The 13,469-nt window shown below is 30.6% G+C and carries 17 protein-coding genes; 7 read left to right on the forward strand and 10 right to left on the reverse strand.

Features of this window, described 5'->3' with window-relative positions; all coding sequences use genetic code 11:
* The first annotated feature begins 3 nt into the window (after positions 1 to 3).
* Genes AAON49_RS10895 through AAON49_RS10915 form a run of 5 tightly spaced genes read left to right on the forward strand, consistent with a single transcriptional unit; the run spans position 4 to position 2,935 of the window.
* Positions 4 to 588: a hypothetical protein gene (locus AAON49_RS10895; protein ID WP_349554571.1), complete on the forward strand. Its 585-nt coding sequence runs from the start codon at positions 4 to 6 to the stop codon at positions 586 to 588.
* Between the two features lies 1 nt (position 589).
* Complete coding sequence (locus AAON49_RS10900) at positions 590 to 1,387, forward strand: phosphatidate cytidylyltransferase (protein WP_349554572.1); 798 nt, start codon at positions 590 to 592, stop codon at positions 1,385 to 1,387.
* Between the two features lie 4 nt (positions 1,388 to 1,391).
* Positions 1,392 to 2,048, forward strand: a complete 657-nt coding sequence (locus AAON49_RS10905) for a phosphatidylserine decarboxylase family protein (RefSeq protein ID WP_349554573.1) — start codon at positions 1,392 to 1,394, stop codon at positions 2,046 to 2,048.
* Between the two features lies 1 nt (position 2,049).
* Entirely contained in the window at positions 2,050 to 2,313 is a 264-nt protein-coding gene (locus AAON49_RS10910; RefSeq protein ID WP_349554574.1) for an acyl-CoA-binding protein, read from the forward strand.
* Between the two features lie 4 nt (positions 2,314 to 2,317).
* The gene (locus AAON49_RS10915; RefSeq protein WP_349554575.1) at positions 2,318 to 2,935 is read left to right on the forward strand and encodes a YceI family protein; all 618 of its coding nucleotides are present in this window, start codon (positions 2,318 to 2,320) and stop codon (positions 2,933 to 2,935) included.
* Between the two features lie 51 nt (positions 2,936 to 2,986).
* Here the strand turns inward: AAON49_RS10915 and AAON49_RS10920 are convergent, their stop codons facing one another.
* The 7 genes from AAON49_RS10920 to AAON49_RS10950 form a co-directional block, all read right to left on the reverse strand.
* On the reverse strand, positions 2,987 to 3,652 hold the full coding sequence (locus AAON49_RS10920; protein WP_349554576.1) for a CPBP family intramembrane glutamic endopeptidase: 666 nt from the start codon (positions 3,650 to 3,652) through the stop codon (positions 2,987 to 2,989).
* Positions 3,642 to 4,544, reverse strand: coding sequence for a TIGR01777 family oxidoreductase (locus tag AAON49_RS10925; protein ID WP_349554577.1), 903 nt, complete (start codon positions 4,542 to 4,544; stop codon positions 3,642 to 3,644). The genes AAON49_RS10920 and AAON49_RS10925 overlap by 11 nt, the downstream gene beginning before the upstream one ends.
* A 26-nt stretch (positions 4,545 to 4,570) precedes the next feature.
* A complete protein-coding gene (locus tag AAON49_RS10930; RefSeq protein WP_349554578.1) occupies positions 4,571 to 5,143 on the reverse strand; it encodes a YdeI/OmpD-associated family protein in 573 nt (190 codons plus the stop codon).
* Positions 5,144 to 5,367: 224 nt separating this feature from the next.
* Positions 5,368 to 6,210: a GLPGLI family protein gene (locus AAON49_RS10935; protein WP_349554580.1), complete on the reverse strand. Its 843-nt coding sequence runs from the start codon at positions 6,208 to 6,210 to the stop codon at positions 5,368 to 5,370.
* Between the two features lie 172 nt (positions 6,211 to 6,382).
* A complete protein-coding gene (locus AAON49_RS10940) occupies positions 6,383 to 7,714 on the reverse strand; it encodes a M28 family metallopeptidase (RefSeq protein WP_349554581.1) in 1,332 nt (443 codons plus the stop codon).
* Between the two features lie 2 nt (positions 7,715 to 7,716).
* Positions 7,717 to 9,054, reverse strand: coding sequence for a hypothetical protein (locus AAON49_RS10945; protein WP_349554582.1), 1,338 nt, complete (start codon positions 9,052 to 9,054; stop codon positions 7,717 to 7,719).
* Positions 9,055 to 9,152: 98 nt separating this feature from the next.
* Positions 9,153 to 9,527, reverse strand: coding sequence for a DUF6249 domain-containing protein (locus tag AAON49_RS10950; RefSeq protein ID WP_349554583.1), 375 nt, complete (start codon positions 9,525 to 9,527; stop codon positions 9,153 to 9,155).
* A gap of 140 nt (positions 9,528 to 9,667) precedes the next feature.
* Between AAON49_RS10950 and AAON49_RS10955 the strand changes: the two genes are divergently transcribed.
* On the forward strand, positions 9,668 to 10,252 hold the full coding sequence (locus AAON49_RS10955) for an RNA polymerase sigma factor (protein WP_349554584.1): 585 nt from the start codon (positions 9,668 to 9,670) through the stop codon (positions 10,250 to 10,252).
* Complete coding sequence (locus tag AAON49_RS10960) at positions 10,239 to 10,649, forward strand: hypothetical protein (protein WP_349554585.1); 411 nt, start codon at positions 10,239 to 10,241, stop codon at positions 10,647 to 10,649. Before AAON49_RS10955 ends, AAON49_RS10960 begins: the two co-directional genes overlap by 14 nt.
* On the opposite strand, the gene AAON49_RS10965 is transcribed toward AAON49_RS10960, so the two are convergent.
* From AAON49_RS10965 to AAON49_RS10975, 3 genes are all read right to left on the reverse strand, one after another.
* Positions 10,644 to 11,819 carry a nuclear transport factor 2 family protein gene (locus AAON49_RS10965; RefSeq protein ID WP_349554586.1) on the reverse strand — a complete coding sequence of 392 codons (1,176 nt, stop codon included), beginning with the start codon at positions 11,817 to 11,819 and terminating at the stop codon, positions 10,644 to 10,646. The genes AAON49_RS10960 and AAON49_RS10965 overlap by 6 nt on opposite strands.
* Before the next feature lie 156 nt (positions 11,820 to 11,975).
* Positions 11,976 to 12,989, reverse strand: coding sequence for a transglutaminase domain-containing protein (locus tag AAON49_RS10970; protein WP_349554587.1), 1,014 nt, complete (start codon positions 12,987 to 12,989; stop codon positions 11,976 to 11,978).
* A 12-nt stretch (positions 12,990 to 13,001) separates the two neighbouring features.
* Positions 13,002 to 13,409: a carboxypeptidase-like regulatory domain-containing protein gene (locus AAON49_RS10975; RefSeq protein ID WP_349554588.1), complete on the reverse strand. Its 408-nt coding sequence runs from the start codon at positions 13,407 to 13,409 to the stop codon at positions 13,002 to 13,004.
* Between the last annotated feature and the right edge of the window lie 60 nt (positions 13,410 to 13,469).

The raw sequence follows: 13,469 nt of genomic DNA on the forward strand, positions 1-13,469 counted from the left end.
TAAGTGAGTTTTTTTAAAAAATTATTTAGCAAAGCATCATCCAAGGAACAAGAAGCTAAAAAGCAAGAGGTTCATTTATCTTTGGATGATGCTTTTGTACATCACTTTATAGATAAAGGTGGGAAATTTTTATATTGTGTTTCTGAAAAAGAAGTTACAGGGAATCTAAAGCAAATCTTAGAGGAAAATGAATGGGACACCATAAGTTGTCATGATGATGATATTAAGAAGTATCTCAAAAAACAAAAGATTAGTATAGAACTAGATTTCGATAAAGAAGTACCTTTTTTTACTACTTGTGAACATTTGATTTCCGATAATGGCGACATCTTATTTTCATCAAACCAACTAAGTACTCACAAGATTGCTGCACTTACAGACAATTTTATAGTATTTGCTAAAACTAGTCAGTTGGTTAGAAATACAGGACAAGGATTAACTGGAATTAAATCTAATTGCAAAGAGAGCATCCCTACAAACATAAGTGCAGTTAAAAACTACACTTTAAAAAAGGAAGATGACAATTTTTTAAATTACGGCAATAGCAACTCTAAAAACTTATATTTGCTGCTGTTAGAAGATTTATAATATGAGTAGCTTTTTAGAGCGAAGTCTTTCTGGTTTAGTTTATGCAACTCTCTTTATTGGAGCAGTCCTTTATTCTCAAGAAAGTTATCTTATTTTAACTTCTCTTTTCGCATTTTTCTGCCTAAGAGAGTTTCAGAGACTTATTCACTTTAATAGTGTTTTCACCTATCTTTTGCTTTTAGGTTTTATTGCTTATGCTGTTTATTTACCAGATAATCCAATTTTAAATCAAATTTTACTGGTTTTAACTTTAGGGTCTTCAGTGCAATTGATGGTGTATTTATTTACTAAAAAGAGAAAGTATCCTTTAAAATCTTTTCAAAAGTTTGATGTAAGTGTTCGGTATTTGATTTTTTCTTTCGGGTTCTTATTTCTGATTCCTTTTATAAATGGAGGATATGAATATCAAATTATTTTATCATTGATTCTTTTTATTTGGGCCAATGATAGTTTTGCTTATCTGATTGGAAAGAACTTTGGAAGAATTAAACTTTTTAAAAGTGTTTCACCCAAAAAAACAGTAGAAGGTTTTATTGGAGGAGTTATTTTTACCATTATCACAGGAATAGTGGTCTCTTATTATTTTAATAATCTTTCTATGACGCATTGGATTGTTTTATCTGTAATAACATCAGTCTTAGGGACAATAGGTGACCTTATTGAATCAAAATTCAAAAGACAAGCTAAGAAAAAAGATAGCGGAAAAATAATGCCAGGACACGGAGGGTTATTAGATAGGTTAGATAGCTTGTTGTTTGTTGCTCCCTTCGTATATTTGTATATCCATTATATAATTTAAGAAAATGCTACATTTTCATAGAGAAGGCTATAAGATAATCACATTAACATTTGTTTTTGTAATTGCTGGAATATTGCTTTCTGAAAGATTTATAGAAATTCTCTGGTTGCAAAAAGCAGTACAGGTTGTATTCTTAATTTTTTTAATTCTAATTCTTCAATTTTTTAGAAATCCTAGAAGAACTACCAAGATAAATGACAGACAAATTATTGCGCCTGTAGACGGAAAAGTAGTTGTTATAGAAGAAGTAGAAGAGCCAGAATATTTTAAAGGAAAAAGATTACAAGTTTCAATATTTATGTCGCCTATAAATGTACACGTTACTAGGTATGCATTAAGTGGAATTGTAAAGTATAGTAAATATCACCCCGGAAAATATTTGGTTGCATGGCATCCAAAAGCATCTACTGAAAATGAACGAACAACAATTGTAGTGGAGAACGCTACTTTTGGAGAAGTTTTATATAGGCAAATAGCAGGAGCTTTAGCCAAAAGGATTGTGAATTATGCTGTAGAAGGAGATGAAGTAGTTCAAGGTACAGATGCAGGTTTTATTAAATTTGGAAGTAGAGTAGATGTGTTTTTGCCCTTAGGAACTGAACTAAAAGTTACTATTGGTGATAAAGTAAAAGGAGGAGAACAGGTTATTGCAGAAAAGTAATATGGGTACAAATCTGGATAAAGAATTTCAAAAAGCATTTAATTCAATTTCTGAGTTAGAAGAAGGACTTACTCCAGATACAATGCTGAAATTTTACGCGTATTATAAACAGGCAACATCAGGTGATACTATTTCCTTAGGAGGAGATCCAGACATAAGAGATGGATTTAAATTTAATGCTTGGAGACAATTAAATGGAATGTCTCAAGAAGAAGCAAAAAGAGAATATATAAGCCTCGCTAAAGAGGTATTAACTTTAATATAGAATCATGAAAAAATTAAGCACTCTAGTTTTAGTACTCTTTGTTGCGTTTCAAATGACTTCTTGTAAATCTGAAAAGAAAGAAGATAAAAAAGAAGAAAAAGTTTCGAAAGCAGCTTACGTTTTAAATGAAGCGAAAAACACAATTGATTGGACAGCCTATAAGTTTACAGAAAAGACCGGTGTAAAAGGTAAATTTAAGAAGGTAAATGTTACATCAGGAGGTGAAGGGAATACTGTGAAAGAAGCAGTAAATAATGCAGAGTTCTCTATTCCAGTTGGAAGTATTTTTACAGCTGACTCTGGAAGAGATTTTAAGATTGTAAAGTATTTCTTTGGAATTATGGAAAACACCAAATTACTTTCTGGAAAGTTGGTTTTAGAAAACGATTCTTTAGGTTATGCTAACATTACTATGAACGGGGTTACTGGAAAATTACCATTCAAGTATACTATTAACGGAAAAGAGTTTGCAATGTCTGCAAAAATGGATGTAATGAATTGGAATGCAAAACAATCGATAGATTCTTTAAATGCCATTTGTAAAGATCTTCATATTGGAGCAGATGGAATTAGCAAGTTATGGTCTGAAGTAGATATTACCATTTCTTCAGTATTTAAATAGAAGTAAGAAACATATACAATGAAAAAGGCTGCTATTTAGTAGCCTTTTTTGTTAGAAAATATTAAGATATACTGCAATAAATGCAAAGGTGTCTATCATTCCGTGGACAACAATACAGAACCAAAGATCATTTCTTTTTAAATGAAATAAGATAGCGATTATTGCTCCTGTTAATCCACTTAATATCTGTCCTGTAAGACCTTGATAAGCATGAATAGCTCCAAAGAAAATAGCAAATAGGATAACATTAGCTACTACCGAAAAAGAACTGTTTCCAAAAACCTTTGAAAACCGAGTCATAAAATAACCTCTAAAGATAATTTCTTCCCCAAAAGCAGCAGAAGTCCAAACTAAAACTAAAGTGCTAAGTAGAATGCTTAGATTTCCTCTTATAGGATCAAATGCTGAAATATCTATAGGAACTCCAGTGAACTTAGTAACTATTGGAACCAAAAGAAATCTATAAATCATTAAGATAATAAAAGCTGTAATAGGCGCATAAATCAAAAGGTTTTTTAGAGTTGCTTTTTTCTTTTGAAAACCTAAGGAGAGTAAAAATTCTTTATCTGAATCTAAATAACTGGCTATAAAAACAAGTACTGTAAGAATAAAGATGGTAGCAATTCCTAAACCAAGATCAAAATAGAAGAGTATACTAGATAAAAATATACTTAGAATAAAAACTACAGTTGTTTTTGCGAAGTTTTTAGATTTCATTTTGATTTAAATTTTTTAATGCGTCATCAAATTTTGGGTACGTAAAAGAAAAACCTACATCTTGTATTTTTTGTGATGAAATCCTACTTCCATAAATAAGAATAGCTGCCATTTCGCCAAAAAGTATTTTCAAAATAAAAGCAGGAATAGCAATCGAAAGAAAAGGGCGATTTATGAATTTTGCTAGCAGTTTTGAAAATGAAGCATTTGTTTGGTGTTCTGGCGCCACTCCATTATAAACTCCAGTCATATTAATATCTTCTAGTGCTTTCCTATAAATTTCACAAAGATCATTCATATGTATCCAAGGCATATATTGTTTTCCACTACCAATTGGAGTTACAATGGGTGTTTTCATTTTAGATAAAGCCCCACCTTTTTTGCTTAACACAATTCCAGTTCTAATAGCTACAGTTCTTATACTCTCTTGTTGAAATTGAAAAGCTGCTTTTTCCCATAATTGACAAACATTGCTGATGAAATCATCTCCAGCCTTATCATCTTCTTTAAAAATAGTATCACTAGAAATAGCTCCGTAATAACCAATTGCTGAAGAAGAAATAAAAGCTTTTAATGGAGTCTGTAATTTTTTCACAGTTTTGTAAAGCAATTCAGTAGATTGAATTCTACTTCTTACAATTTCTTCCTTTCTTTTTTTAGACCATCTTTTATCAGCAATTCCAGCACCGGCCAAATGAATAATATAATCTAAGTTTTCAAAAGCCTTCTCATCAATAATTTGCTTATCGATGTTCCAGATGAAAGTTTCATATTCTGAGTTAAGATTTTGATTTCTACTGAGTAATCGTACTTCATAGCCTTTCGTTTTTAAAAAAACGCATAGGTGTTTTCCAATAAGACCAGTTCCTCCAGTTATTAGTACTTTCTGCATTCTATAAAAATACAAAAAACCAAAATTTACCAGCCACCTTTTGTCTTTTGATTTGCCGAACAGAGTTTTATAATCTCTTCAATTCTTTTTTGGCGAGTTGTCTCTCTTTTTGCTTGATTTAGCCAATACAGGTAGCTCTTTCTGTAGCTTGGAGCAAAGTTTTGATAGTTTTCAAATGCAATTTTATTTTTAGTAAATGCCGTTTGTAAATCTTTAGGAATTATACCTTTCTCAACATTGTCCAAAGCAGTCCAAGAACCATTTTTTTTGCCAATTTCAATAATAGTAAAACCACTCTCATGCATTAAGTTGTTTGCAGTGAGTTCTTTAATGTAACGCTTATTTAAAGCGCTCCAAACACTTTTTGGTTTTCTAGGACAGAAGTATTGTCTGCGTTTACCATTACCTAGACTTTTTACTGTAGAGTCTATCCAACCATAACACAAAGCTACTTTAACAGCATCTTCCCAGCGCATGCTTTCTATACCTGTTTCTATTTTATACAGAATAATATATATTCCGCTAGAAGAATCATGATTTTTGGATAGCCAATCTCTCCATTCAACATCGTTTTTAAAATAGATTTCAGGTTTTTCCAAAAGAGTCTTTTTAATTTTTAAAGCTTACTTAAAACTTAAAAGTACAAAAAACCGCAATCTTTAGATTGCGGTTTATGTCAAATTACATCAAAAACTGGTTTTAAATAGTTGTATGAAACGGCAATTATTCAAAACCTAAACTCAAATTTTATAGCAATTTTATAAACGTGTAATCTCAGGGGAATCTATATTTTAAGAAATAGAAGAATTGAAATAGTTTAAAATTAACGACTTCTTCTGCTTCGACTTCTACTAAATCTATTATTTCTCATCTCAACCATCTTTCTACGGATAGTAGTTTGATAATCTTTTTTATTAATCTCTTTCCCTTTTTTAGGAGCTACTATAGTAATTGCTTTTTTTGGATTTAAGACAATTTTAGAGCATAGCATTGTTGTATTTCCAGCACTTACTTCTAAAATAAGACCAGGAAGCCCCCAAAACTCACCAGGGCCATGAGATACAGGAATATCAAGTGTATACCATGCTTCTACAGCAATCATTTTTACCTCTTTTTCTTTTGTTTTTTCTTCCTTGTTTTCAGAAGGTCTTCTGATATCACTCCATGAAAAATTATACCAATTCAATTCAAAAACTGGAACCATAGCTGTAGCTTTATAGCAAGTGTATTGACCTATTTGCTTTGAATCTGAACCCATTTTCCAATCAATAGTATACAATTTGTCTTTTACTAAAAATCGTTTTCCATAAAATTCTTGACTCTGTACCAGCGAATTTTCTCTTACATTTTTATATTGATCTCCTCTAGTAAAATTACCACCCCAAGAATCTGTTGCACCAGATACTGCATCAAGTTTTTCTTCTTCAATAAACATTGATTCTTTCTGATTAAAACTTAAAACAAATGTTTTTTCAAGCCTATTCTTTAGTCTATTTTGTATTTGGTTCTTTTGCGCTTGACTTAATCTGGCTCCCCAATTTCCCAATTCCATTTTTGATTTTGAAAAATAGTAAGCCTGACCTACAAAATCTTGATTAGAAGAAGGTTGAAAAGAAACTAATATAAGGGAACTTATAGCGACTAGTTTTAGGTAAAGTGGTTTCATAAATATTAATTTTGTTTAACAAATATAATAAAAAGTTAAACAACATTAATAAAGTATAAGGGATATTAACATTATTTTAAATGTATAATGTTTTGATAAAATAAAGATTGCTAGATATTTATCTTAATCTCTGGCTTATTGTAGAAGAGTCTCTTTAAACTACAAAGCTGAATTAGTTTCTTAAAATTCCTGATGGAAAAGTAACAATACTTTCATGTCCGTTAGTACTAACAGCTGAAACTCCAAAGAAATAGTTGTCAATTACAATTCCTTTTAAAGTAAATTCATTAACGTTTTCTACATACTGATAGTTGTCCCAAGTTGGAGAAGTGGTATCTCTCCAATAAATTTTATATCCTTTGGCACCTTCAACCTTATCCCAGCTAAATTTTGCTGAAGCTTGTACAATTCCACCAATACGAACATTCTTTGGCGATGGTGGTGCCCAAGCAATACTAGCAAGATTGATTGCATTGACAGCTGTTAACTTTTTTGCATAATCAAAATTCACAAATTTGATTTTATCTCCATATTCAATGCCATTCTCGGTTCTAATGTCTTGATGTTGTTGTGTGTAATTTTCATGAGCTTCCATGATTCGAATTCCTGCATAACCAGCATCATTAAAAGTTCTGTGATGTCCTCCACGACCAAAACGATCTAATCTGTAAATCATTTTTGGATTCATTTCTGGCATATAAGTTTTGGTAGTTTTATGGATATATCTAGCAAGTTGACGTGAGATTCCGTCTACCTCACCTCCATAAAAACGTCTAGCTCTGCGTTGTCTTTCAGATTCGGTAGGAGGAACTGGCTCAGAAAAAATTCTGAAGGTTCTATTATCAATAACACCATCCACGCCTTTAATGTTTCCAATCATATCATTATTCATGATTCCGATAATTTCCCAACCCTTTTCTTTGGCATATGCTGCTAAGCCACGTCCTCCAAATAAACCTTGTTCTTCACCCGATAAGCCTACGTAAATAATACTGTTTTCAAATTCATATTTTGATAAAACTCGAGCAGCTTCAATTGTTCCGGCCATCCCAGAAGCATTATCATTAGCGCCGGGAGAATCAGAAGTGTAATTATTAGGGTTAGAAACCCTAGAATCAATATCACCACTCATAATGATGTATCTATTCGGGTATTTTGTCCCTTTTTGAATAGCTACCACATTCACTACCATTACATCTTTTACAATTCTTCGACCATCTTCTTTTACTAAGTCTTTTTGATAAAAGACATTCAAACAGTTTTTACAATCTGAGGATATTTTATCGAATTCAGATTTAATCCAGCGTCTTGCTGCTCCTATCCCACGTGTATTAGAAACAGTATCGCTTAAGGTATGTCTGGTTCCGAAATTTGCCAGTTTGGTAATGTCTTTTTTTATTCTCTCTGCACTCACATTATTAATAATGTCATAGATACGAGTATCTGTCTGAGCATTAAGAATTCCTATAGAAAGGAAGATTGTAAGAAATAAATATTTTTTCATAATTAGTTTGTTTTAAAGCTCCAAAAAGGAATTCTAACTTGTATAAAGTTAGCAGTATCCTTTTTTCTAATCCTCTTTCTAGTAATTTTTAACAGATGCTTACCAGGCGTTAAATTTTTGATATCTACATAAGATTCAAAACCTAAATTCTTTCTACTATTGGTGGCGCCTACAAATTCTGTTTCATATAAAATATTATCTATATACACTTGATAAACCTCATTAAAGGTTTTAAAGTACTCGGTTCGTAAACTATCTTTTTTATTTATCTCTCTAGAACTTGTACTGCTAAAGAAAACAGCATCCGTTGTATAACCTCTTTCATCAATCTTAGGTTTTAATCCAGGGTTATAGCTAAATAATCTGCCTTCTACATTGTCATCAAATACAATAAAAATCTTTAGATATGGTTCAGTAATTACTTTGGAAGGAATGGTGGCTACTCTAATAAATTCGTTTTGTTTTGACAATAAATCTTCATAATTGCTTTTACTGGCATAGTGTTTAGAGGATCTTAAACCATAATCTAAATAATTAGATTCTACGTAGTAATAAGAGGAAGTATATATAATGCCTACATATACAGGAACGAGTATCCAACTTAGTCTTCTTCCAAATTTATTATCTAAAAAGTTATATACTAAAGGTCTGTACAAAAATGCCAATGTTACATAACTAAATACTTTATAGATGGGAAAATAGAAAAAAGTAGTCCATTTCTTTTTTTTCAAAAAACCTTGAGTGATAAAATCGATAAAGGTTAATGCCATACCTATGAGCGTGAAAATAATCAATCCAACTCCTGTATAGGTAAGAACATTTTCCCAAACACCAGAGAGATCATTGCTTATTAGGAACGTAGCAATAACTAACAGCAGAATTACAAAGGCAAAACTTGCTAAAAAATAAAAAATAAATAGAAACGAAACTGCAAAAAGGATACTACAATAGTTCTCTAGTGTAGCTATATATTTATCAAAAGATCCTATCCTTTTTTGGAGATGTTTAGTGAATTTTGGTGAGTATTTTAGTTCATCATAGTCAATATCACCAGAAACATAGCGCAATCCTAAGGCACCAATCCAAAGCCCTCTTAAAATCACGTGAATTAACAGATTGGCAATAAGTATCCAACATGATATTTTAGCTGCAAACCAAATAAGTGTATCAACAATTCTTTTATCGTGTTGTGCAACATCTAATTTAATAGAAATACTATCTATAGCTGAAAATAGTCCAAAAATGGCAAAACCTGAAATTAGTAATTCTAATTGCCAACTTTCTTGTTGTAGCTTATCTAATAATTTTTTGAACGAAGAATTGGTGTAATCTTTACTCATATGTTTATGAAAAGCTTAAAGATAAGAGTTTATAAGGAACAAAAAAATCGACTTAATTTTAGAAACTAAGTCGATTTAAAATAAAGAGTGGTTTGTTGTTATTCTTGATCTAGTTTCTTTGTTAAGTTAAACCCAACAAATAAGCCTGCTCCAGCCATTAAGAAAATCAAGCCAGGATATAAGGCATCTTCATCTAGATATAAAGTAGATTCTAAAATCATTGCGATAATAGTACCTGCTCCAATTCCCATTAAAAGAACAGCTACATTAAGCACAAATACTTTCCAAAAAGGTGCAGGATTTCTTTCTCTTCCTTTAGTGAAAATAGTAGCATCAGCTCCTTTTTCAATTAGAGCTAAACGTTCTTTATTTCTTGTTGAAAAGAATAAATAGAAAATTCCAAAAATAGATCCGAAGATGATAAGTAGAATTAAGACTACTAAGACAGATTCATCCATATGAGATTCACGCATGATATATTATTTTAAATGATTAATTTTAATGTGTTTGTAGGGTATGACATCCTTACTTGAAAAAAGGTTACAAAAAATAAAAAAAATATTTTTCATGAAATCTTGTAACCTATAATAACCATAAACAGTCATTATACATAATGACTATTAACAACGACCAACATTATATAAACAAAGTATTAGGAGGAGATACTAATTCCTTTGCTTTTCTTGTGGAAAAGTATAAGGATATGGTATTTACACTAGCACTTAAAATTAATAAGAGTAGGGAAGAAGCTGAAGAAGTTTCTCAAGATACTTTTATAAAGGCGTTTAAGTCGTTAAAAAATTTTAAGGGTGATTCTAAGTTTTCTACATGGGTTTATAAGATAGCGTATAACAATTGTATGGATCGCATTAAGAAAAACTCTAGAAGATATCATACAGATGCTATTGATGAAGTGGTTGAAAATAGAATAAGAGCTACTGAAGATACAATGCAGAGTATTGAAAGAAAAGAAAGAGCAGAATTGATGAATGATTGTTTGTATGAATTGCCAGAAGATGAACGATCCATTATATGGATGTTCTATTACAAGGAATTAAGTTTAAAAGAAATTATTGATGTAACTTCGTTGTCAGAGGCAAATTTGAAAGTGAAGTTACATAGAGCTAGAAAAAAACTACTAGCCATTGTGCAGAATAGAGTTGAACCTGAAATAATTAATCATTATGGAAGAAAATAACAATAAGCAAGTTGATGCTTTTTTAAAAAAACAACTTCAAGAAATACCTTTAGAATCTCCATCAATAGATTTTACAAATCATATTATGAGTGTTTTAGACAAAGAGAGTTCTAAATCAACACAGTATGTTCCATTAATTTCCAAGAAAGTATGGTTCGCTATAGTTGCTGTTATTGTAGCTTTATTCTTTATTCCTTTTCAAAAACAAGAAGATAGTATTTTAGATAAAGTACCTATAGATTTTTCGTTTCTAGATAAAGTTAATCTATCTGGAGTTTTTGAAGGTTTCTCTATATCATCTGCAACATTTTATGCAATGTTGTTGTTCTCTATTATGATTTTTGTACAGATATTTTACATTAAAGGATATTTTAGTAAAAGAGAATCTGGACTATAAAAAAGTTACAGTAATTATTTTTCCGTCTTTGACTTCGTAGATAGCTACGGCATTAATCTTTTTGCCATTTGCGGTAACCAATTCTTCATCTATTACATAGTTTCCTTTTTCAACTCGTTTGATAATTTTACAATGTAAGTCTTTAGTATTTTTAAAGAATGCAGCATATCTTTTTCTCATTCCATCTCTTCCTTTATATAGAAGTTTATTTGGGTAACTATATACTTTTACATCTTTAGCAAATACTTTTACAAAAGCATCTATATCTCTGTTGTTATATGCATCTAACTGCTTTTGAACAACAAACCTTGGAGATTCTTCCCCAACAATAGAAATCATTGTTCCATCTGGACTTACAATAATTCTTGAAATGTTCTGAATCTCACTGTCGTCTATAGTAAAGAAAACTTCCCATTCTTTACTTGACTTTGGATCGAATCGTAAAATTTGATTTTTCTTAGCTTGCAATACACTTCCATCTGATAACCAACAAATATCTTCGTATTTTCCATCAAGATCAGCAATTTTAGCTGTTCGTAAATTTCCAACATCTAAAGATCGAACTTCCCAATTCTCATTCTTCTTACTTATATAACTTACCTTATTTGTGTTAGGAATTCTGTGAATAGATCTACCAATATTTTTTTGAATGGTGAAATTAGTTTTATGTTTTAGATCACTAATAACAAGGTCTAATGTTCCTTTTCCGATTATAGAGGAAACAACAATCTTTTCATTGAACCAAAAAGGATAAGCAACTTTTAAACTTCGTATAAGCTCTTTTGATTCTCCATTTTCTATACTGTATCTGTAAAAGCGCTGTAATCCAGAATCATCTAATCTTACTGCTGATACATCGTCAGATTTAGGAATTCTTTGAGGTGAATATTCTCCTCCTTTTGGAGTGCTATTAATGAATACTTTTTTTCCCGTTTTAATATCGTACTTAGCAATATCAGTTTGATCATTTCTTGATGAAGAAAATAAAAGAATATGATTGTCATAAAAATGAGGTTGACTATCATATCCTTTATTTTGAGATATATTCTTTTTGTTGACTAATGTGTAACCATTATCTGTTTTTTTTAAATCGAATAAATATACTTCAGTATTGGTTTGAGCAATAACACTTGCGGAAAATAGAACAAGTAAGAAAGAGAATTTTTTCATGAGGAAAAATCATAAATAGTTAGCTGGTTCTAAGATAATAAAAAAACCTCCTTGATTTTTACAAAGAGGTTTGTTTGAAATATAAGGTTAATGATTATTTCCGTATTTGATTACAATGTTTTAATAAAAAAACCATGAAGAAATTCAAAAGGCTTTTTATTTTGTAACTCTAACAGTGTAAGTAGCAATCAATTGATTGTCAAAGTATAAATGTACATCATAAAATCCTCTGTTTTTAAAAGGTAGTTGTAGAGATAAACTGTTTCCTTTTCTTATGGTATTTGGGGTTTTGGTAAGTTCACTAACACCATTAACAATGATAAACTTTATCTTTTTAGGATTAATTCCTTTTTTTAGTAGATATTGAAATGTAATAACATCATTTTTTTGAATCTCGTGATGCATTTCTTTAGGCAGAATATGCTTTGATAATGATTTGTATGCATCGCCATAAAGAATAGGAGCATTTATAAAATCATTGAAAGAGGGAACATTTTTATCAAGCAATATCCACTTAGGGTCTAAAGGATAATGAGTCATAACAAATAAATCTGGATTACTTAAAAAATACCCGTTATTATAATCGAAATCAAATCTACCTTGTTCTGGGTAAGAAATTCCCGAAGCCCACGTAGGATCACAGAGATACCATTTCCCATTTATTTTCACAGCATTCCATGAGTGATTAGGATATTTGAAATCTTCTTCAGTTAATTCAGTAGTTTTTCCAATGCCATGAATAATTCTGGCCTCAATTCCAGCAATCTCACACATTTCTTTTATTAAATAGGCATATCCTGTACAGATTGTTTTTTTTCTTCTTATGAGCTTTTTAAATACTTCTTTTTTCAATTTAGAATTCCATTCTTCGAGAGCAATAGAATCGTTCGCAAATTTTTTTCTCTTACGTTTGTTCTTCTTGTACAATTTGTGATCACTAGCAATATTGTGAGTAACCCACATGTAAATAGCCCTAAATTTTTCTATATCTGAATTTAAATTTTGGGTAAGCAATAAGGTGAGCTTATTTAATTTTTTGAGCTTACTTTTTCGATAATTTTGAGCAATATTATCAGCTTTGCTAAAGTTGATATTTTTAAAGTCACTTTGTTGCGAATGGGTAGGTAGTATCCATAAAACAATAAGCAATAGGATGTAAATCTTACGCATAAGCTAAAGAAATTATTGCTTAGATCTTTTGGATTTGTAACGTTTATTGCTCCTTGGAGCTCCTAAAAGAGTATTATCATCTTCTTCTAAAATTACAGTCAAAAAAGTAGAATTACTTTGCAGTTTTATTTGCTTCTTTTGATATCCTAAATAAGAAAAAACCAATACATCGCCTGACTTTAATTTTTTAGGAAATCTAAATTCTCCCTTTCTATTAGTAGTAGTACCTGTTAGTGTACCTTTTAAATAGACATTAACATCAGATAGGGCAATAGTTTCAGTTTCTGTACTAGATTTACCTTTGACTACGCCTCTTACTTCAAAACTTTGAGCATAAGCTGAGGCTATAACAAATAAAAAGAGAAATAGGAAGCTTAAGGTAGCTCTGAGGAATATTTTTTTTGACAATATAGTTTTCATAATTATATGTTTTAAAAGTTAGATCAAAACTAAAGTTCGTTTTTGTATTAAAAACCAACA

The organism is Pseudotenacibaculum sp. MALMAid0570 (assembly GCF_040151415.1).
GTDB lineage: Bacteria > Bacteroidota > Bacteroidia > Flavobacteriales > Flavobacteriaceae > Polaribacter.